The organism is Streptomyces sp. NPDC041135 (assembly GCF_055592085.1).
On sequence record NZ_JBVIYZ010000011.1, the window covers coordinates 164271 to 182387 of the forward strand.

General features: G+C 71.9%; 20 protein-coding genes. 10 read left to right on the forward strand and 10 right to left on the reverse strand.

Annotated elements, in window-relative coordinates; translation table 11 throughout:
• Together ACZ6CZ_RS24800 and ACZ6CZ_RS24805 are read right to left on the reverse strand one after the other, a co-directional pair.
• Positions 1 to 966, reverse strand: a complete 966-nt coding sequence (locus tag ACZ6CZ_RS24800; RefSeq protein ID WP_469025025.1) for a zinc-binding dehydrogenase — start codon at positions 964 to 966, stop codon at positions 1 to 3.
• Positions 967 to 1113: 147 nt separating this feature from the next.
• The gene (locus ACZ6CZ_RS24805; protein WP_469025028.1) at positions 1114 to 2346 is read right to left on the reverse strand and encodes an NAD(P)-dependent malic enzyme; all 1233 of its coding nucleotides are present in this window, start codon (positions 2344 to 2346) and stop codon (positions 1114 to 1116) included.
• Positions 2347 to 2910: 564 nt separating this feature from the next.
• Between ACZ6CZ_RS24805 and ACZ6CZ_RS24810 the strand changes: the two genes are divergently transcribed.
• Genes ACZ6CZ_RS24810 through ACZ6CZ_RS24820 form a run of 3 tightly spaced genes read left to right on the forward strand, consistent with a single transcriptional unit; the run spans position 2911 to position 5645 of the window.
• Positions 2911 to 3870 carry an ABC transporter substrate-binding protein gene (locus ACZ6CZ_RS24810; protein ID WP_469025029.1) on the forward strand — a complete coding sequence of 320 codons (960 nt, stop codon included), beginning with the start codon at positions 2911 to 2913 and terminating at the stop codon, positions 3868 to 3870.
• Between the two features lie 36 nt (positions 3871 to 3906).
• Entirely contained in the window at positions 3907 to 4842 is a 936-nt protein-coding gene (locus tag ACZ6CZ_RS24815) for an amino acid ABC transporter permease (protein ID WP_469025031.1), read from the forward strand.
• Positions 4839 to 5645 (forward strand): amino acid ABC transporter ATP-binding protein, encoded by an 807-nt coding sequence (locus tag ACZ6CZ_RS24820; RefSeq protein ID WP_469025032.1) that lies wholly within the window; start codon positions 4839 to 4841, stop codon positions 5643 to 5645. Before ACZ6CZ_RS24815 ends, ACZ6CZ_RS24820 begins: the two co-directional genes overlap by 4 nt.
• Positions 5646 to 5743: 98 nt before the next feature.
• Here ACZ6CZ_RS24820 and ACZ6CZ_RS24825 read toward each other — a convergent pair whose 3' ends face one another.
• Positions 5744 to 6502 (reverse strand): class I SAM-dependent methyltransferase, encoded by a 759-nt coding sequence (locus ACZ6CZ_RS24825; RefSeq protein ID WP_469025034.1) that lies wholly within the window; start codon positions 6500 to 6502, stop codon positions 5744 to 5746.
• A gap of 100 nt (positions 6503 to 6602) precedes the next feature.
• On the opposite strand from ACZ6CZ_RS24825, the gene ACZ6CZ_RS24830 reads away from it, so the two are divergent.
• A complete protein-coding gene (locus tag ACZ6CZ_RS24830; protein ID WP_469025036.1) occupies positions 6603 to 7253 on the forward strand; it encodes a CGNR zinc finger domain-containing protein in 651 nt (216 codons plus the stop codon).
• On the opposite strand, the gene sodX is transcribed toward ACZ6CZ_RS24830, so the two are convergent.
• Positions 7136 to 7570: a nickel-type superoxide dismutase maturation protease gene (sodX, locus tag ACZ6CZ_RS24835; RefSeq protein ID WP_469025038.1), complete on the reverse strand. Its 435-nt coding sequence runs from the start codon at positions 7568 to 7570 to the stop codon at positions 7136 to 7138. The two genes, ACZ6CZ_RS24830 and sodX, sit on opposite strands and share 118 nt — an antisense overlap.
• A 144-nt stretch (positions 7571 to 7714) precedes the next feature.
• On the opposite strand from sodX, the gene sodN reads away from it, so the two are divergent.
• On the forward strand, positions 7715 to 8110 hold the full coding sequence (gene sodN / locus ACZ6CZ_RS24840; protein ID WP_469025041.1) for a superoxide dismutase, Ni: 396 nt from the start codon (positions 7715 to 7717) through the stop codon (positions 8108 to 8110).
• A gap of 178 nt (positions 8111 to 8288) precedes the next feature.
• Here sodN and ppk2 read toward each other — a convergent pair whose 3' ends face one another.
• Positions 8289 to 9176: a polyphosphate kinase 2 gene (ppk2, locus tag ACZ6CZ_RS24845; RefSeq protein WP_469025044.1), complete on the reverse strand. Its 888-nt coding sequence runs from the start codon at positions 9174 to 9176 to the stop codon at positions 8289 to 8291.
• Positions 9177 to 9341: 165 nt separating this feature from the next.
• On the opposite strand from ppk2, the gene ACZ6CZ_RS24850 reads away from it, so the two are divergent.
• From ACZ6CZ_RS24850 to ACZ6CZ_RS24860, 3 genes are all read left to right on the forward strand, one after another.
• Positions 9342 to 9740 (forward strand): helix-turn-helix transcriptional regulator, encoded by a 399-nt coding sequence (locus ACZ6CZ_RS24850; protein WP_469025047.1) that lies wholly within the window; start codon positions 9342 to 9344, stop codon positions 9738 to 9740.
• Positions 9741 to 9802: 62 nt separating this feature from the next.
• Positions 9803 to 10219, forward strand: coding sequence for a VOC family protein (locus ACZ6CZ_RS24855; protein WP_469025050.1), 417 nt, complete (start codon positions 9803 to 9805; stop codon positions 10217 to 10219).
• A 42-nt stretch (positions 10220 to 10261) separates the two neighbouring features.
• Complete coding sequence (locus tag ACZ6CZ_RS24860; RefSeq protein WP_469025052.1) at positions 10262 to 11029, forward strand: VOC family protein; 768 nt, start codon at positions 10262 to 10264, stop codon at positions 11027 to 11029.
• 13 nt (positions 11030 to 11042) lie between these two features.
• Here the strand turns inward: ACZ6CZ_RS24860 and ACZ6CZ_RS24865 are convergent, their stop codons facing one another.
• From ACZ6CZ_RS24865 to ACZ6CZ_RS24880, 4 genes are all read right to left on the reverse strand, one after another.
• Positions 11043 to 11375: a DUF952 domain-containing protein gene (locus tag ACZ6CZ_RS24865; RefSeq protein ID WP_469025054.1), complete on the reverse strand. Its 333-nt coding sequence runs from the start codon at positions 11373 to 11375 to the stop codon at positions 11043 to 11045.
• 44 nt (positions 11376 to 11419) lie between these two features.
• Positions 11420 to 11638 (reverse strand): hypothetical protein, encoded by a 219-nt coding sequence (locus ACZ6CZ_RS24870; protein WP_469025057.1) that lies wholly within the window; start codon positions 11636 to 11638, stop codon positions 11420 to 11422.
• 178 nt (positions 11639 to 11816) lie between these two features.
• A complete protein-coding gene (locus ACZ6CZ_RS24875) occupies positions 11817 to 13019 on the reverse strand; it encodes a family 2 encapsulin nanocompartment cargo protein polyprenyl transferase (protein WP_469025059.1) in 1203 nt (400 codons plus the stop codon).
• Positions 13020 to 13134: 115 nt separating this feature from the next.
• Positions 13135 to 14541 (reverse strand): family 2B encapsulin nanocompartment shell protein, encoded by a 1407-nt coding sequence (locus ACZ6CZ_RS24880; RefSeq protein ID WP_469025062.1) that lies wholly within the window; start codon positions 14539 to 14541, stop codon positions 13135 to 13137.
• Positions 14542 to 14836: 295 nt separating this feature from the next.
• Between ACZ6CZ_RS24880 and ACZ6CZ_RS24885 the strand changes: the two genes are divergently transcribed.
• Both ACZ6CZ_RS24885 and ACZ6CZ_RS24890 read left to right on the forward strand, forming a co-directional pair.
• Positions 14837 to 15430 carry an N-acetylmuramoyl-L-alanine amidase gene (locus ACZ6CZ_RS24885; protein WP_469025064.1) on the forward strand — a complete coding sequence of 198 codons (594 nt, stop codon included), beginning with the start codon at positions 14837 to 14839 and terminating at the stop codon, positions 15428 to 15430.
• A gap of 129 nt (positions 15431 to 15559) precedes the next feature.
• The gene (locus ACZ6CZ_RS24890; RefSeq protein WP_469025066.1) at positions 15560 to 16453 is read left to right on the forward strand and encodes a 1-aminocyclopropane-1-carboxylate deaminase/D-cysteine desulfhydrase; all 894 of its coding nucleotides are present in this window, start codon (positions 15560 to 15562) and stop codon (positions 16451 to 16453) included.
• A 34-nt stretch (positions 16454 to 16487) separates the two neighbouring features.
• Here the strand turns inward: ACZ6CZ_RS24890 and ACZ6CZ_RS24895 are convergent, their stop codons facing one another.
• Positions 16488 to 18083, reverse strand: a complete 1596-nt coding sequence (locus tag ACZ6CZ_RS24895) for a Na+/H+ antiporter (protein ID WP_469025067.1) — start codon at positions 18081 to 18083, stop codon at positions 16488 to 16490.
• Between the last annotated feature and the right edge of the window lie 34 nt (positions 18084 to 18117).

An 18117-nucleotide genomic window follows, 5' to 3' on the forward strand; every position in this document is an offset into this window, starting at 1 on the left:
TCAGCCGTTGGTGAGGACGATCTTCCCGAACTGGTCGCCCGAGGCCAGGCGTTCGAAGCCCTCGCGGGCGCGGTCGAGGGGCAGCACCTCGTCGATCACCGGACGGACACCGGTGGCGGCGCAGAAGGCGAGCAGGTCCTCCAGCTCGTCCTTGGTGCCCATGGTCGAGCCGACGACCTTCAGCTCCAGGAAGAAGATACGGGTCAGCTCCGCGTGCGAGGGCCGGTCACCGCTGGTGGCACCGGAGATCACCAGCGTGCCCCCGGGCCGCAGCGACTTCACCGAGTGCGACCAGGTGGCCGCGCCCACGGTCTCGATCACGGCGTCCACCCGCTGCGGCAGCCGCGCCCCGGGCTCGACCGCCTCGACGGCGCCCAGCTCCAGGGCCCGCTTCCGCTTCGCCTCGTCGCGGCTGGTGGCGAAGACCCGCAGGCCGGCCGCCTTGGCCAGCACGATGGCGGCCGTGGCGACGCCGCCGCCCGCGCCCTGCACCAGGACCGAGTCGCCGGGCCGTACCCCGGCGTTGGTGAACAGCATCCGGTAGGCCGTGAGCCAGGCCGTCGGCAGGCAGGCGGCCTCCGCGAAGGACAGCTCCTTCGGCTTGGGCAGGATGTTCCAGGTCGGTACGGCCACCTGCTCGGCGAACGTGCCCGGGTAGCGCTCGGTGAGGATGGAGCGGGGTTCCCGGGGGCCGACGCCGTGGCCGCTCTGGCCGATGACGGAGTGCAGGACGACCTCGTTGCCGTCCTCGTCGACGCCGGCGGCGTCGCAGCCGAGGATCATCGGCAGCCGGTCCTCCGGCAGGCCGACGCCCCGCAGGGACCAGAGGTCATGGTGGTTGAGGGAGGCGGCCCTGACGTCGACGGTGCTCCAGCCGGGCCGGGCCTCGGGGGCCGGACGGTCCCCCGACTCGAGGCCGGACAGCGGCTGGTCGGGGTCGATTCGGGCGGCATAGACAGCGAACATGGGCTCGACGATAGGTTCCCGGTCCCGCGGACGGAACCACGGCCCGCTGTGACACATGCCCTCTTGCACATCACCCGGACGGGCAGGCGAGCGGGTAAAAAATGGCCCCGCCCGAAGGGGCGGGGCCATTCGGGTCAGCGGCGCCGGCTAACGCCGGGCGACGCCCTCGGCGCGGGCGGCCGCGGCGACCGCCGCGGTGACCGCGGGAGCGACCCGCTCGTCGAACGGCGACGGGATGACGTAGTCCGCCGCGAGATCGTCACCGACGACCCCGGCCAGCGCCTCGGCCGCGGCGATCTTCATGCCCTCGGTGATCCGGCTGGCCCGCACCTGGAGCGCGCCCGCGAAGATGCCCGGGAACGCCAGCACGTTGTTGATCTGGTTCGGGAAGTCCGACCGCCCGGTGGCGACGACGGCCGCGTACTTGTGCGCGACCTCCGGGTGCACCTCGGGGTTCGGGTTGGCCATGGCGAACACGAAGGCGCCCTCGGCCATGGAGGCGACGGCCGCCTCCGCGACCGTGCCGCCGGAGACGCCGATGAAGACGTCGGCACCGGCGAGCGCGTCCTCCAGCGAGCCGCTGAGGCCGGCCTTGTTGGTGAAGGAGGCCACTTCCCGCTTCACCGGCGTCAGGTCCTCGCGGCCGGCGGCGACCACGCCCTTGCGGTCGGCCACCGCCACGTCTCCGATGCCGGCCTCGACCAGCATCTTCGCGATGGCGACACCGGCCGCGCCGGCACCCGAGATCACGGCGCGCAGGTCGGCGATGGACCGCCCGCTCAGCCGCGCCGCGTTGCGCAGCGCCGCCAGCGTCACGACCGCCGTGCCGTGCTGGTCGTCGTGGAAGACCGGGATGTCCAGGCGCTCCTGGAGCTTGCGCTCGATCTCGAAGCACCGGGGTGCCGAGATGTCCTCCAGGTTGACCCCGCCGAAGGACGGGGCGAGGCGGACCACGGTCTCCACGATCTCGTCGACGCCGGTGCAGTCGAGCGCGATCGGCACCGCGTCCACGCCACCGAACTGCTTGAACAGGATCGCCTTGCCCTCCATCACCGGGAGGGAGGCCTGGGGACCGATGTCCCCGAGCCCGAGCACGGCCGTGCCGTCGGTCACGACGGCGACGACGGACGACTTCCATGTGTAGTCGTTGACCAGGTCGGGCTGTTCCGCGATCGCGGTGCACACGCGCGCCACACCGGGCGTGTACGCGAGGGAAAGGTCGTCCTTGTCACGGATCGGCACTGTGGCCTGCACGGCCATCTTGCCGCCCCGGTGGAGCGCGAAGGCCGGGTCGAAGGAATCGAGGGGCTCGGCCCCGCCGTCCTGATCGGTATTGCCCGGTGCGCTGTCGCTGCGAGGATTGACGATCTCCGCTGCCACTTCGTTGTACCCCTTAGGTATGCATGGTTTGAGGGTCGACCACTCCTGGTGAGGGGTGGGCGGGCACCGCGCACGGCCCGATTTCTGATACGTACGAGCGCATACGCGACGGGCGCGCCGCACACGCGCCCTGAGCCCCGGATGAGGGGTGTAAAGAACCTTCTTACCGGACGGACGGTACCCGCGACGAGTCCATTAGGTGCAAGGTCACATTTCGGGTCCCGGGGTGCCGTCGGCGGACGGCGGACGGCCGGCGCGACGCGAGACGCACGCCGACGCGACGCAGACCACACCCGTTCACGCCAGTCGCTCACATCGTGAGATGACCAGAAGATTTTCCGGCCGGAGCGGCGTATCTCCGCAGATGGTGCGGCCTTGATGGGCCGAGTTGACGGTACTGACGTGCTTCGGGGGTCACCCGTTATCCGATTTTGACATAGCGGGCCCCCTGAATGGCGTAGTCCGAATGGCAAGATGCCGTAAACCCACGAGGTCGCGACACCCAAAGGTGTGTGTTCTCGTCGACGCATCGGCATCTCCACCATCCCGCCGGAGGAACCCACGATGACCGCAAGCTCCACCCGTCGTACCACCGCCGCGCAGTCCCGGCTAGCTGCGGTCGGCGCGATCGCGGTCGCAGGCGCCCTGCTGCTCACCGGCTGCGGTGACCAGACCAAGGACAAGAACGAGGCCTCCTCGAGCGCCTCCTCCAGCACCGCTCCGCTGGCCGACAAGCTGCCCCAGTCGATCCGCGACAAGGGGGTCATCAAGGTCGGTTCGGACATCGCCTACGCTCCGGTGGAGTTCAAGGACTCCTCCGGCAAGGTCACCGGCATCGACCCGGAGCTGGCCGCCGCCATGGGCAAGCAGCTCGGGGTGACGTTCCAGTTCGACAACGGCACCTTCGACGCGCTGCTCACCGGTCTGCGCTCGGGCCGCTACGACATCGCGATGTCGGCGATGACCGACAACAAGAACCGCCAGGAAGGTGTCGACCCGGACACCGGCAAGAAGGTCGGCGAGGGTGTCGACTTCGTCGACTACCTGACCGCCGGTGTGTCGATCTACACCCGCAAGGGCGACACCGAGTCCATCGCGACCTGGTCCGACCTGTGCGGCAAGAAGCTCGCCGTGGAGCGCGGCACCGTCTCGGAGGACCTCGCGAAGGCCGAGGCGCAGAAGTGTCCGAGCGGCAAGAAGCTCACCATCGAGGCCTTCGACGACGACCAGCAGTCGCAGACGCGGCTGCGCTCGGGCGGTGCCGACGCGGCCTCCTCCGACTTCCCGGTGGCGGCGTACGCGGTGAAGACCTCCGGTGGCGGCAAGGACTTCCAGATCGTCGGCGACCAGGTCGAGGCGGCGCCGTACGGCATCGCGGTCGCCAAGGACGACGCACAGCTGCGGGACGCGCTGAAGGCCGCGATGGACGCCATCATCAAGAGTGGCGAGTACCAGAAGATTCTCGAGAAGTGGGGTGCCGAGGACGGCGCCGTCAAGCAGTCCGTGATCAACGGCGGCAAGTGACCCGCGCACCCGAGCGGCCACCGAGAGGCAACACCCGTGACTGACATTCACAAGACGGCGGGGCCGACGGACACTCCGCCGGCCGGCCCGGAGGCCATCAAGGCCATCCCGGTCCGGCACTACGGACGGTACGTGTCCGCGGTCGTCGCGATCGCGCTCCTCGTAGCGATCATCTACGCGTTCAGCCAGGGCAGGATCAACTGGAACGCGGTACCGGACTACTTCTTCGACGACCGGATCCTGACCGGTGTCGGCAAGACCCTGCTGCTGACGTTCCTGTCGATGCTGATCGGCATCGTCGGCGGCGTGCTGCTCGCGGTGATGCGGCTGTCGAAGAACCCGGTGACCTCGTCGATCTCCTGGTTCTACATCTGGTTCTTCCGCGGCACCCCGGTGCTGGTGCAGCTGTTCCTGTGGTTCAACCTCGGCCTGGTGTTCGAGTACATCAACCTGGGCCCGGTCTACAAGAACTACTGGTCGGACTTCATGACGCCGCTGCTGACGGCGCTGCTCGGCCTCGGTCTGAACGAGGCCGCGTACATGGCGGAGATCTGCCGGGCCGGTCTGCTCGCGGTCGACGAGGGCCAGACCGAGGCCGCGCACGCGCTCGGCATGAGCCACGGAAAGACGCTGCTGCGCATCGTCATCCCGCAGGCCATGCGGGTGATCGTGCCGCCGACCGGCAACGAAGTCATCAACATGCTGAAGACGACCTCGCTCGTGGCGGCCGTCCAGTATCCCGAGCTGTTCCGCTACGCGCAGGACATCGGGCAGAACTCCGGTGCCCCGGTGGAGATGTACTTCCTCGCCGCGGCCTGGTACCTGATCATGACGTCGGTGCTGAGCGTCGGGCAGTACTACGTCGAGCGGTACTACGCCCGCGGCTCCAGCCGCCAGCTGCCGCCGACGCCGTGGCAGAAGGTCAGGACCAACATGCTCTCCCTGGGCCGGCCCAAGGGAGGCATGGCATGACCGACAAGCTGAGCAAGATCCAGGACACCCCGCCCACGGGCACCGTCCCGATGGTCAGGGCGCAGGGCGTCCACAAGTCCTTCGGGCACGTCGAGGTGCTCAAGGGCATCGACCTGGAGGTGAAGCCGGGCGAGGTGTTCTGCCTCATCGGCCCCTCCGGTTCGGGCAAGTCGACCTTCCTGCGGTGCATCAACCACCTGGAGAAGGTCAACGCGGGACGCCTGTACGTGGACGGCGAGCTGGTGGGCTACCGACAGCAGGGTGACAAGCTCTACGAGCTGCGTGACCGCGAGGTCGCCCTGAAGCGCCGGGACATCGGCATGGTCTTCCAGCGCTTCAACCTGTTCCCGCACATGACGGCCGTGGAGAACGTCATGGAGGCGCCGGTCCAGGTCAAGGGCGCCAAGCGGGCCGACGCGCAGCAGCGCGCGATGAGTCTGCTGGAGCGCGTGGGGCTGGCCGACAAGGCCGGCAACTACCCCTCGCAGCTCTCCGGCGGTCAGCAGCAGCGGGTGGCCATCGCCCGGGCCCTGGCCATGGACCCGAAACTGATGCTGTTCGACGAGCCGACCTCGGCCCTCGACCCGGAGCTGGTCGGTGACGTCCTCGACGTCATGCGCGACCTCGCCGAGTCGGGCATGACGATGGTCGTCGTCACCCACGAGATGGGCTTCGCCCGCGAGGTGGGCGACAGCCTGGTCTTCATGGACGGCGGCGTGGTGGTCGAGTCCGGCCATCCGCGCGAGGTCCTGACCAACCCGCAGCACGAGCGGACGCAGTCCTTCCTCTCGAAGGTGCTGTAACCGGCGGACGAGCGGCACGGCGGCCCGGGGCCGCGCACGGCGAGGGGCGGTACGGATTCCGTACCGCCCCTGTCGCTTGTCCGCCCCCGGCCCGCGGCCTACTTCAGTGCCAGCAGCAGGGTGTCCGAGGGGGAGCACCACACCGGCCGGGCCTCGCCGAAGCCCTGCTCGCGCAGCACGCGCGCGTGCCAGGCCGCGGACGGCATGTCGCCGTCGGCGTGCTCGCCGTAGATCTCGTACCGGCGGGCGGTGGGCCCGGCGAGGGCGGGGTCCTGCGCGGCCAGCCGCCACCACTGCGACCAGTCGAGGGCGCCGTCCCCCTTGGCCTGCTCCATGCGGGCGTGGCGCTGGGCGCGCTCGGCGGCGTTGATCCGGGGCGTGCTGTCGTCGATCATGTGGTCCGCGTTCATGAACACTCCGCCGTCGCGGACCAGTTCGGCGATCTGACCGTAGAGGGACGTGAGGGGTCCGGCGTGCAGCCAGTGCAGGGCCGTGGCGGTCAGGACGGCGTCGTAGGTGTCGTGGGGCAGGCGCGCCCGCCAGTCGGGGTCCTTGAGGTCGGCCGTGACGAGGGTGACCCGCCCGTCGCCCGCGAAGGTGCCCCCGGCGATGGTGAGCAGGGCCGGGTCGAGGTCGACGCCGGTGCTGGTGGCGCCGGGGAGGCGGGCCAGCAGTCGGGCGGTGATGGTGCCCGTGCCGCAGGCCAGGTCCAGTACGCGCGGGGCCGGGCCGGTGAACGCCTCGACCATGTCGAGCATGATCCGGAAGCGGTCCTCGCGGTCCGGCATGTACCACTCCTGCTGCCGGTCCCAGCTCTCCTGCCAGGCGCCCCAGTCGGTTCCGGTGGTGGTGGTCATGGAAACCCGGTCTCCCCTCGCCCGCGTAATACCCTGGATGCACGACCGGCTGTTACTCGACCGCAGACCTGACCATAGAGCGCCTCCGTAAGGACTACAAGTGGAACTGGCCTATTACTCGGACTACGCCGTACGTCTCGTCAACAGCGAGGAGCCGGCCCGGGGCAAGGACGTGCTGACGTCGGTCGAGGCCGTCCGCGACCTGTTCGGCGCCAACGCCTCGGCGGCCCGCCGTGCCACCGACGCCGACGTCACCCGCTTCCGCTCGGTGCGGGCACGGCTGCGGTCGGTCTTCGAGGCGGCCGACACCGGCGACGAGACCCTCGCCGTGGACCTGCTGAACTCCCTGCTCCTGGAGTTCCCGGTCAGCCCCCAGATCTCCGGCCACGACCACCGGGACGAGGACGACCGGCCGCTGTGGCACATGCACCTGGCCGACCACCCGTCGAACGCCACCGCCGGCTACGCGGCCATCGCCGCCATGGGCCTGGCCTTCCACCTCACCGAGTACGGCGTAGACCGGCTGGGCCTGTGCCAGGCCGCCCCCTGCCGCAACGCCTACCTGGACACCTCGACCAACCGCTCCCGCCGCTACTGCTCCGACCGCTGCGCCACCCGCGCCAACGTGGCCGCCTACCGGGCCCGCAAGCGTCTGGAGGCCGACCGGTCGGAGCGCACCGGCCGCGCCGCCGACAGCGCCCAGCGCGCCAGCGCCAGCGGTGAGCGCCGGCCGGCCTCCAGCGGGCGGTAGCGCCACCACACCCGGGCCAGGATCAGCTCCTCGGGCACGGTGCCGTAGTCGGTGCTGTCCCCGCCGGCGTAGGGATTGTCCCCGAGGACCCACCAGCCGCCCCCGCGGCGCTCCACCGCCCGCTTGACGACGAGCAGGTCCTGCTGGAACGGATGGCGCAGGACGACGACGTCACCGGGCCGCACCAGCGCGCCGTAGCGCACCAGCAGCCGGTCCCCGTGCCGGAGCGTGGGGACCATCGACGGTCCCGTCACCTCGGCCACTCCCAGGGGCGGGACGCTCCTGCCCCGCTCGCTCTCCTGCGACAGCTCCGGCATCCCCGGCACCTCCCCGTCCGTTCCTCCACCAGTCTCGGTCTCCCCCCGGACTTTTGTCCTAAGCCCTAGGGGGCACCCGCGAAAACCGATCCCTCAGGGAGTAATGTCCCACCTGAGAAGACGATCACGAGGAAGGAATGCTCCATGCTTTCCCGCCTGTTTGCCCCCAAGGTCAAGGTCAGCGCGCACTGCGACCTGCCCTGCGGCGTGTACGACCCGGCCCAGGCCCGCATCGAGGCGGAGTCGGTGAAGGCCACGCAGGAGAAGATGGCCGCCAACGACGACCCGCACTTCCAGACGCGCGCCACCCTCATCAAGGAGCAGCGCGCCGAGCTGGCGAAGCACCACGTCTCCGTGCTGTGGAGCGACTACTTCAAGCCCCCGCACTTCGAGAAGTACCCGGAGCTGCACCAGCTGGTCAACGACACCCTGAAGGCGCTGTCGGCCGCCAAGGCGTCCACCGACCCGGCCACGGGTCAGAAGGCGCTGGACTACATCGCCCAGATCGACAAGATCTTCTGGGAGACCAAGAAGGCCTGATCCCCGATCACGCTTTTCGACCTGCAATTATTTTCCTGACTTGCAGTGTCTTCCGGCCCGCACCCGGTCCGTCGGCCGCCGAACACGGCGTCCTGACGGCCCGGGTGCGGTCTTGTCCGGGTCCGGCCCGCCTGCGGTCCTGTCCCGGTCCGGCCGGCGTACGGCCACCGGCCGGGGGTCAGCCCAGCGTGTCGTCCTCGCCCGCCTCCAGCAGGCCCGCCGCCGCGCCCACGACGCGGGGATCGGGGTCGCCGACGACCTCCGGGTCCTTGTCGTCGTAGCCGAAGCGGGCCAGCACGCTGCGCATCGCCTCGACGCGGGCCCGCTTCTTGTCGTTGCTCTTCACCACGGTCCAGGGCGCGTGGGTGGTGTCCGTCGCGCGGAACATGGCGACCTTGGCGGCGGTGTAGTCGTCCCAGCGGTCGAGGGACTCCAGGTCCATCGGGCTGAGCTTCCACTGCCGCACGGGGTCGACCTGACGGATCGTGAACCGGGTGCGCTGCTCGCTCTGCGACACCGAGAACCAGAACTTGACCAGGTCGACGCCGTCGTCGACGAGCATCCGCTCGAACAGCGGGGCCTGGCGCATGAAACGGTTGTACTCGTCGTCCGAGCAGAAGCCCATCACCCGCTCCACGCCCGCCCTGTTGTACCAGGAGCGGTCGAACAGGACGATCTCGCCCGCGGTCGGCAGGTGCTCGACGTACCGCTGGAAGTACCACTGCCCGCGCTCGCGTTCGGTCGGCTTCTCCAGCGCCACCACCCGGGCGCCGCGTGGGTTGAGGTGCTCGGTGAACCGCTTGATCGTGCCGCCCTTGCCGGCCGCGTCCCGGCCCTCGAAGAGGATGACGAGCCGGCGCCCGGTCTTCTTGATCCAGCTCTGGAGCTTCAGCAGTTCGATCTGCTGGAGCCGCTTGTGCCACTCGTACTCCTTGCGCTCCATCCGCCGGCCGTAGGGGTAGTTCTCCCGCCAGGTGTCCACCGGACTGCCGTCGGGCCGTATCAGCACCGGGTCGTCGGCGTCCGTGTAGTCGACCCGCAGGCCTTCCGTGATCAGTGGTGTCATCCGCCTCGTCCTCGTCGTGTGCGGCGCCCCGTGCCGTGCGGCGTCCTCGTCGCGGGTGCCCGGTGACGTCCCGGCGGAACGGTGACGTGTCATCGGAATCGCGGCACGATCACGGATCTCCGCGGACCCGGCGTCCGCGCGCTGACGCCGTGCCATCCTGGAGCGGTGACCCTGGAGGACCTGAGGCGGCTGCGGCGGGCGCGTGACCGCATGGACCGCGAGTACGCCGAGCCGCTCGACATGACCGAACTGGCCCGCACCGCCCTGATGTCCCCCGGCCACTTCCAGCGCAGCTTCCGCAAGGCCTTCGGCGAGACCCCGTACGCCTACCTCATGACCCGCCGCGTCGAACGCGCCAAGGCGCTGCTGCGCCGGGGCGACCTCACCGTGACCGAGGTGTGCATGGCCGTCGGCTGTACCTCGCTCGGGTCGTTCAGCTCCCGCTTCACCGAACTGGTCGGGGAGACGCCGAGCGCCTACCGGGCGCGCTCGCACGAGGCGGGCGCGGTGATCCCGTCGTGCGTGGCCCGGACCTTCACCCGGCCCGCGCGCCGGCGGTACTGACCGGCCGCGGCGGAATCACGGTTGGGCGGGCGGGAGCGCCGGGCACGATCTAGCGTGAGCGCATGGATGTGAAACTCGCGCAGTGCTTCATCGCGGTGGACGACCACGACAAGGCGCTCGCCTTCTACCGGGACGTCCTGGGCCTGGAGGTCCGCAACGACGTGGGCTTCGAGGGGATGCGGTGGGTGACGGTGGCCTCGCCGCTCCAGCCCGACGTGGAGATCGTGCTCGAGCCGCCGGACGCCAACCCGGACGCCTCCCCCACCGACCGGCAGGTGCTGGCCGAGCTGCTGGCCAAGGGCCTGCTGCGCGGGGTCATCTTCACCACCCCCGACTGCGACGCGCTGTACGAACGGGTCCGGGACTCGGGCGCCGACGTGCTGCAGGAGCCCACGGACCAGCCGTACGGGGTGCGGGACTGCGCCTTCCGGGACCCGGCGGGCAACATGCTGCGCTTCATCGAGCGGCCCACCGGCTGAAACGCCCTGCCCGCCCGGCACGATCGTTCCTACGCTGCGTCCATGAACGACATCCGCTGGACCCATGTCTTCGCCGACCGCCCCGCCGCGCGCCTCGCCGCGGCCCACGCCTTCTGGACCGCCGTCACCGGCACCCGGCTGTCCGCGCCGCGGGGCGCGCACGGGGAGTTCGCGACGCTGCTGCCGGACGGCGCGGACGCCTGTGTGAAGGTGCAGGGCGTCCTCGCGGGGGACGGCGGCGCGCACCCCGACTTCTGTGTGACGGACGTGCCGGCCTTCCTCGTCCGGGCCCGGGAACTCGGCGCGGAAACGGTCGCCGAGCACGAGGGCTGGGCGGTGCTGCGCTCGCCCGCGGGCCAGCCGTTCTGCGCCGTCCCCTGGCAGGGCGAGGCGATACGCCCGCCGGTGGTCGCGGGGAGCCGGCTGGACCAGATCTGCCTGGACGTGCCGCCGTCCGCCTTCGAGGCCGAGACCGCGTTCTGGGTGGGGCTGACCGGCTGGGACCTGCTGACCGGCTCGCTCCCGGAGTTCCGGGTGCTCAGGCCGCCGCCGGGGCTGCCCGTCCGGGTCCTGCTCCAGCGCCTCGGTGCGGAGCGCCCCGCCTCCGCCCACCTCGACCTGGCCTGCGCGGACATCGAGCAGACCCGGGTCCGGCACGAGCGGCTGGGCGCCGTCCCGGTCGCCCGGGGCCGGCACTGGACGGTGATGCGCGATCCGGCGGGCGGCACCTACTGCCTCACCGGCCGCGACCCGGACACCGGCGGACTGCCGCCCGCGGCCGTCGCCGCACCGGCCCCGCCGGCCGGCTGATCACCGCCGCCCGTCACACCCAGGGCTCGACGTCCACCACGGCGTCGACGGGAATCGGCCCGTACACGTGCGGGAACTCCTCGCCGCCCGGCTCCGCGGCCTCGTACCGCACCGGCGCACCCACCTTGGCCGGGTCCACGACGAGCACCACCAGCTCGTCCGGGCCGTCGTAGGAGCCGTACAGGAAGGCCGCCACCCGCGGGAGTTGGTCGCGGGTGGAGAGGTGCACGAAACCCTCCTCCTGGAGAGTGCGGCCCCGGGTCGACATCTCGTAGGCCCCGCGCGCCCGGGCCTCGTCCCACAGGGAGCGCTCGGTGATGTGGAGGAGGTACGGCAGTTTCGGCATGCCACCACGCTACGGCCTCACCCCGGCCGCCCGCGACGAACCCGTCACCCCGCGGCATCCCGGGGTTCGTCGGGTGTCCCGGTGCCGGCGTCCGTGGGCTGTTGTGCGGCAGTGGTGGCGGTGGCGGCGGACGCCGCGCAGTCCGGGTTGCGGCAGGGGCCCGCGGCCCACACCGGGACCCAGGCGCCCAGCGTCTTGTGGCGCCGGACGACCGTCTCGACGGGCTGCCCGCACCCGGGACAGAAGCGCTGCCGGCTGTCCATGTCCTCAGCGTAGGACGGCCGGGGCCGCGGCGCTCCCCCACGCCGGCTCCGTCGTGGCTTCCCGGGGCCCTGGACCGCACCGGAGCTGCCCCGGTGCCCCCCGGCTCACCGGACCGGAGGCCCCGGTCACCGTGCGGGATCAGGGACCGCACGGGCCGGGAGCGCCGCGGTGGCCCGGTCAGCTGGTGCGGCGGGTGACGAACTCGGCCAGGGCCAGCAGGCCGCCCGCCTCCTCCGGGTCCGGGACCGCGCGGGACAGCTCCTGCACCGCCCGGGCCATCCGGTCGGCGGCCTCGGCCTGGGCCCAGTCCCGGCCGCCCGCCTCCTCCACGGCCCGTGCGGTGCGGGCGATGCCCTCCGCGTCCCCGGGCACGTGCGGTGCCGTGTACAGCTTGGCCAGTTCGGCCGAGGCCGGGGTGCCCGAGGTGAGGGCGGCCACCACCGGAAGCGACTTCTTGCGGGCCGCGAGATCCGCCCCGGCCGGCTTGCCGGTGCGCCGTGGGTCGCCCCATATCCCGATGACGTCGTCGATCAGCTGGAAGGCGAGCCCGGCCTGCCGGCCGAAGGCGTCCAGTGCCGCCACCGCCTCCGCCGGCGCCCCCGCGTACAGCGCGCCGAGCGCGCAGGCGCAGCCGATCAGCGCCCCGGTCTTGGCCTCCGCCATGGCGAGCACCTCGTCCAGGGCGACCTGGTCCGGTGGGCGCTGCTCCAGGGCCGTGTCGGTGTGCTGGCCGGCGCACAGTTCGACGACGCAGGCCGCGAGCCGGGCGGCGGCCGGTCCGGCCGCCAGGTGCGGGTCCTCGGCGAGCAGGCCGAGGGCCAGCGCCTGGAGTGCGTCCCCGGCGAGGATCGCGTCGGCGTCGCCGAACACCGTCCAGGCCGTGGGCCGGTGGCGGCGCGAGGTGTCCCGGTCCATCACGTCGTCGTGCAGCAGGGTGAAGTTGTGGACCAGCTCCACCGCCGCCGCCGCCCGCGCGGCCGCCGCCCGCGCGGTGGGTCCGCCGAGCGCGGTGGCCGCGGTGAGGACCAGCGCGGGCCGGATGGCCTTGCCCGCGTTGCCCTCGGCCGGGGTGCCGTCCGCATGCTCCCAGCCGAAGTGGTACAGCCCGACCCGGCGCATCGAGGTGGGCAGCGAGTCGAGGGCCGCGCGCAGTGCGGGATCGACGACGGCCCGGGAACGCTCCAGGATCGCGGCGGCCTCCTGTCCGGCCTCCTGTCCCTCGGGCAGGGCCGCCGTCGCCTCGGCCGGGCCGGGCGTCGGCTCCGGGAGGGGTCCGTGCCGCTCGCGCGGGCCGGGCGTGGGCCTGCCCTGCGGCGGCTCGGCGGGCGGCGCCGCCCCCGGCGCGCGTCCCCTGGTCCCCGCCGTCATGAATTCGGCCATGGCTGCTCCCCCTCGTGACGTGCCCCGGCGGTGGTGTCTCCGCTCCGGCTGGGCGCGTACTCCGGGGGTGTACCCGCCCCTGTGGGCGGGGACGCAGCCGCCAAGTGCGGGAACGTCACCTCCACCGGCCGATCTCGACGTTCTCCAGGACGCCGAGCGCGTCGGGCACCAGGACGGCCGCCGAGTAGTAGGCCGTCACCAGGTAGTTGATGATGGCCTGTTCGTTGATGCCCATGAACCGCACCGACAGGCTGGGCTCGATCTCGTCGGGCAGCCCGGACTGCCGCAGACCGATGACGCCCTGCTCCGCCTCGCCGGTACGCATGGCGATGATCGAGGTCGTACGGGCCTCGCTGACCGGGATCTTGTTGCACGGGTAGATGGGCACACCGCGCCAGGTGGGGATGCGGTTGCCCGCGATGTCGATGGTCTCCGGGACCAGTCCGCGCTTGTTGAGTTCGCGGCCGAAGGCGGCGATCGCGCGCGGGTGGGCCAGGAACAGCTTGGTGCCGCGCCGGCGGCTGAGCAGCTCGTCCATGTCGTCCGGGCTGGGCACACCGTCGTGAGGCTGGAGCCGCTGGTCGTACTCGCAGTTGCTGAGCAGCCCGAACTCCGGGTTGTTGACCAGCTCGTGCTCCTGGCGCTCCTTCAGCGCCTCGACCGTGAGCCGCAGCTGCTGCTCGGTCTGGTTCATCGGCTGGTTGTAGAGGTCGGCCACGCGGGAGTGGATGCGCAGCACGGTCTGCGCGATGCTCAGCTCGTACTCGCGCGGCCGGGTCTCGTAGTCCACGAAGGTGTGCGGGATCTCCGGCTCACCGCTGTGGCCGGACGCGAGCTCGACGGCCTTCTCGCCGTACTTGTTGGTGCGCTGGTCGGGGATGGAGCGCAGCTGCTCGAGGTGGCCGCGCAGCGAGTCGGAGCGCTCGGCGACCTGCTCGAAGTCCTGCCGGTTGAGGATGAGCACCGTGCACGCGGTCTGGGCGCGGGCGGTGTACTCCCAGATGGCGTCCGGGTCGAGCAGCGCCTGGTCGCCGAAGTAGGCGCCGTCGGCGAGGACCCCGAGGACGGCGTCGTCGCCGTAGGGGCCCGTGCCGACCTTCTCGACCCGGCCGTGGGCGAGCAGGTACACCTCGTCGGTCTGGTTGCCGAACGAGGTGATCGTCTCCCCGGCGGTGAAGTCCCGCTGCTGGCAGCGGCGGGCCAGCTCGGTGAGCACCTCCTCGTCCTCGTAGGACCGCAGGGCCGGCAGCTCGCCCAGCTCGGCGGGGATGACCTCGACCTGCCGGCCGGTCTTGACGAAGGTGATGCGGCCGTCGCCGACCGCGTACGTCAGCCGCCGGTTGACCCGGTACGTGCCGCCCTGCACGTCGACCCAGGGCAGGGTGCGCAGCAGCCAGCGGGAGCTGATCTCCTGCATCTGGGGAACGGACTTGGTGGTGGTGGCCAGGTTCCGCGCTGCCGCCGTGCCCAGGGACTGCTGCGGCTTGTCCTGATCCGTGCGGACCTCTTCGCCTACCGACATAGAAAACTGCCCTCCCATGGATCGCCCGGTGCCGGACCGCACCCGGCACCGGTCTCTCGCATCAGGCTTCCAGCACCGAACGTGCCCGCGCCATTACCCGAAAGAGCGGGAATGGATCATCGCACTACTGGGCAGAAAGAGGGATCCCGTCCGGCACTCCCCGGATGCGCCGCTTGTCCGGATCGGCTCGCACACCGCCCGAACGACGTGACCCGGGACGTCCGGTTCCGGTTGGTCCCGCCGGTACGCAACGGTCGCGGTCGGCGGCCGCCGGCCCGGTGCGAAGGAGTCGGTCATGGCCACACCCATGTCCGCCGGCGGCTTTCTGGCCGCTCTGCGGGCGGAGGGCGTCACCGTCGTCGAAGTGGGCGACTGGAAACATCACAACCGCAACCACAAGGGCCCCTGGGGCCCGGTGCACGGCGTCATGATCCACCACACGGTCACCGAGGGCGGCGCCCGCACCGTGGCCCTCTGCCGGGACGGCCACGCGGAGCTGCCGGGGCCGCTGTGCCACGGCGTGATCACCAAGGACGGCACGGTCCACCTGGTCGGCCACGGCCGGGCCAACCACGCCGGACTCGGCGACGACGAGGTGCTGCGCGCGGTGATCGCCGAGAAGCGGCTGCCGCCGGACAACGAGGCGAACACCGACGGCAACCGGTACTTCTACGGCTTCGAGTGCGAGAACCTCGGCGACGGCGAGGACCCGTGGCCCGAGGCCCAGCTGGAGGCGATCGTGCGCGCCGCGGCGGCGGTGTGCCGGCACCACGGCTGGACGGAGCGGTCGGTGATCGGGCACCTGGAGTGGCAGCCGGGGAAGGTCGACCCGAGAGGGTTCACCATGGCCCGGCTGCGCGAGCGGATCAGGGAGCGCCTGAAGGATTAGGCCTGCCGTACGCGGCGAGAGGGCCCGGCGGCGGACCCGGGCCCGGCCCGGTTGCCGCGGGACCCGGACCCGTTGCCTCGGGCCCGGCCCCGTGCCGCGGGCGCCGATCCCGGGCGACAGAATGGGGCCGTGACCGGCCCCGACGCGCTCAGCCCCCGCCTGCCCTCCCCGCTGGAGGAGGTGGCGGACGACCGCTTCGCCCGCCGGGGCCTGCGGCTGCTGCTGAAGCGGGACGACCTGATCCACCCGGAACTGGTCGGCAACAAGTGGCGCAAACTCGCGCCGAACCTGCGGGCGGCGGCCGGGCGTACGGTACTCACCTTCGGCGGCGCCTACTCCAACCACCTGCGGGCCACCGCCGCCGCGGGACGGCTGCTCGGGCTGCCCACCGTCGGCGTGGTCCGCGGCCAGGAGCTGGCCGGGCGCCCGCTGAACCCCTCCCTGGCCCGGTGTGCGGCCGACGGGATGCGGCTGCAGTTCGTCGACCGGGCGACCTACCGCCGCGCGGCCGAACCGCCGACGCTGGCCGCGATCCTGCGCGCGGCCGGCGCCGAGGGGGCGTACGTCGTCCCAGAGGGCGGCAGCAACGCCGGCGCCGTACGCGGCTGCCGGGCGCTCGGCGAGGAACTGCGCGGGCGGGCCGACGTGGTGGGGGTCGCCTGCGGCACGGGCGGCACGCTGGCCGGGCTGGCGGCGGGGCTGGAGGCGGGGCAGCGCGCCCTCGGCGTCCCCGTGCTGCGGGGCGGCTTCCTCACCGACGCCGTCACGGAGCTGCAGCAGCGCGCGTTCGGCGGGCGCCGGGGCACCTGGTGGCTCGACGACCGCTTCCACGGCGGCGGTTACGCCCGCACCACGTCCGCGCTGGAGGCGTTCGCCGAGGAGTTCGAACAGCGTCACGGGCTGCCGCTGGAGCGGCTGTATGTCGCCAAACTGCTGCACGCCCTGTTCACCCTGGCGGACGAGGGCGCCTTCCCGCGCGGGACGGTCGTCGCCGCCGTCGTCACGGGCCGCCCGTTCCCCTGACGTGCCGGGGCGGGAGCCGGTGCGGAACCCTCCCTCAGGCCGCCTCGCGGTAGGCCGCCGCCTCCTCCAGGTCCAGCCGCCGCAGCAGCGCGCGGAGCATCTCGTCGTCGATGTAGCGGTGGTCGCGGAGCTTGACGAAGACCTCGCGCTCGGCGCTGATCATCTCCCGGGACAGGCGCCGGTAGGTCTCGTCGACCGACTCGCCGGTGACCGGGTTGACCTGGCCCAGGCGCTCCCAGACGGCGTTGCGGCGGCGCTCCAGGACCGTGCGCAGCCGGTCGGCGAGGGGCTGGGGCAGGGTGTTGCGCTCGTCGGTGAGCAGTTCGTCGAGGCGGCTCTCGGCGGCCCGGGAGGCCTGTGCCTGGGCGTTGGCCTCAGCGAGGGTCTGGCGCTGCGGGTCGGGCCCGGGAAAGTTCAGCAGGCGGATCAGCGGGGGCAGGGTGACGCCCTGGAGGACCAGGGTGCCGATGACCGTGGTGAAGGTCAGGAACAGGATCAGGTTGCGCTGCGGGAAGGGCGTGCCGCCGTTCACCGTGAGCGGGATGGAGAAGGCGATGGCCAGCGAGACCACCCCGCGCATCCCCGCCCAGCCCGTGACCAGCACGCCCCGCCAGGTGGGGTTGTCCTCGCGCTCCCTGACGCGCGCCGACAGCAGGCGCGGCACGAAGGCGGCCGGGTAGACCCAGACGAACCGGGCCAGGATCACCACCAGGAAGACGGCGACGGCGTAGAAGGCGGCGTCCGCGCCCCGGTACGCGCCGAGGCCCTTGAGCACGAACGGCAGCTGGAGGCCGATCAGGGCGAAGACCGCCGACTCCAGGACGAAGGCGACCATCTTCCACACCGCCTCCTCCTGGAGCCGGGTGGCGAAGTCGACCTCCCACGCGCGGTGGCCCAGGTACAGGGCGACGACCACGACCGCGAGCACGCCCGAGGCGTGCAGCTGCTCGGCGACGCCGTAGGCGACGAACGGGATGAGCAGGGAGAGCGTGTTCTGCAGCAGGGGTTCCTTCAGGCGCCTGCGCAGCCAGTGCAGGGGCGCCATCAGGGCGAGTCCGACGCCGACGCCGCCGACCGCGGCGAGCAGGAACTCGCGGACCCCGCCCGACCAGGTGGCGCCCGCTCCGACCGCGGCGCCCAGGGCCACCTTGTAGGCGGTGATCGCGGTGGCGTCGTTCAGCAGGGACTCGCCCTGGAGGATGGTGGTGATCCGGGACGGCAGTCCCACCCGGCGGGCGACGGCCGTGGCGGCGACCGCGTCCGGCGGCGCCACCACCGCGCCCAGCACCAGGGCGGCCGGCAGTGGCATGCCGGGCACGAGCCGGTAGACGGCCCAGCCGACGACGAAGGTCGCGAAGAGCACGTATCCGACCGACAGCAGCGCGACGGGCCGCACTTGGGCGCGCAGGTCGAGGTAGGAGCTGTCGGACGCCGAGGTGTACAGCAGCGGGGGCAGCACCAGCGGCAGGACGATGTCGGGGTCGAGGGTGTAGACGGGCACCCCGGGGAGGTAGGAGACGATCAGGCCCACCGCCACCAGCAGCAGTGGCGCCGGCACCGGGGTGCGCCGGGCGGCCGCGGCGACCGCCGCGCTCCCCGCCACCAGCAGCAGCAGTGGCATCACGTCCATCGTCCTCGCCCACCCTTGTTTTTCCGCGCGGCCA

Excerpts from the sequence above, each read along its gene's own strand:
- ACZ6CZ_RS24800 (WP_469025025.1), bottom strand. The coding sequence starts at position 966 with ATGTTCGCTGTCTATGCCGCCCGAATCGACCCCGACCAGCCGCTGTCC.
- ACZ6CZ_RS24810 (WP_469025029.1), top strand. The coding sequence starts at position 2,911 with ATGACCGCAAGCTCCACCCGTCGTACCACCGCCGCGCAGTCCCGGCTA.
- ACZ6CZ_RS24820 (WP_469025032.1), top strand. The coding sequence starts at position 4,839 with ATGACCGACAAGCTGAGCAAGATCCAGGACACCCCGCCCACGGGCACC.
- ACZ6CZ_RS24825 (WP_469025034.1), bottom strand. The coding sequence starts at position 6,502 with ATGACCACCACCACCGGAACCGACTGGGGCGCCTGGCAGGAGAGCTGG.
- sodX (WP_469025038.1), bottom strand. The coding sequence starts at position 7,570 with ATGCCGGAGCTGTCGCAGGAGAGCGAGCGGGGCAGGAGCGTCCCGCCC.
- sodN (WP_469025041.1), top strand. The coding sequence starts at position 7,715 with ATGCTTTCCCGCCTGTTTGCCCCCAAGGTCAAGGTCAGCGCGCACTGC.
- ppk2 (WP_469025044.1), bottom strand. The coding sequence starts at position 9,176 with ATGACACCACTGATCACGGAAGGCCTGCGGGTCGACTACACGGACGCC.
- ACZ6CZ_RS24855 (WP_469025050.1), top strand. The coding sequence starts at position 9,803 with ATGGATGTGAAACTCGCGCAGTGCTTCATCGCGGTGGACGACCACGAC.
- ACZ6CZ_RS24860 (WP_469025052.1), top strand. The coding sequence starts at position 10,262 with ATGAACGACATCCGCTGGACCCATGTCTTCGCCGACCGCCCCGCCGCG.
- ACZ6CZ_RS24865 (WP_469025054.1), bottom strand. The coding sequence starts at position 11,375 with ATGCCGAAACTGCCGTACCTCCTCCACATCACCGAGCGCTCCCTGTGG.
- ACZ6CZ_RS24870 (WP_469025057.1), bottom strand. The coding sequence starts at position 11,638 with ATGGACAGCCGGCAGCGCTTCTGTCCCGGGTGCGGGCAGCCCGTCGAG.
- ACZ6CZ_RS24875 (WP_469025059.1), bottom strand. The coding sequence starts at position 13,019 with ATGGCCGAATTCATGACGGCGGGGACCAGGGGACGCGCGCCGGGGGCG.
- ACZ6CZ_RS24880 (WP_469025062.1), bottom strand. The coding sequence starts at position 14,541 with ATGTCGGTAGGCGAAGAGGTCCGCACGGATCAGGACAAGCCGCAGCAG.
- ACZ6CZ_RS24885 (WP_469025064.1), top strand. The coding sequence starts at position 14,837 with ATGGCCACACCCATGTCCGCCGGCGGCTTTCTGGCCGCTCTGCGGGCG.
- ACZ6CZ_RS24895 (WP_469025067.1), bottom strand. The coding sequence starts at position 18,083 with ATGGACGTGATGCCACTGCTGCTGCTGGTGGCGGGGAGCGCGGCGGTC.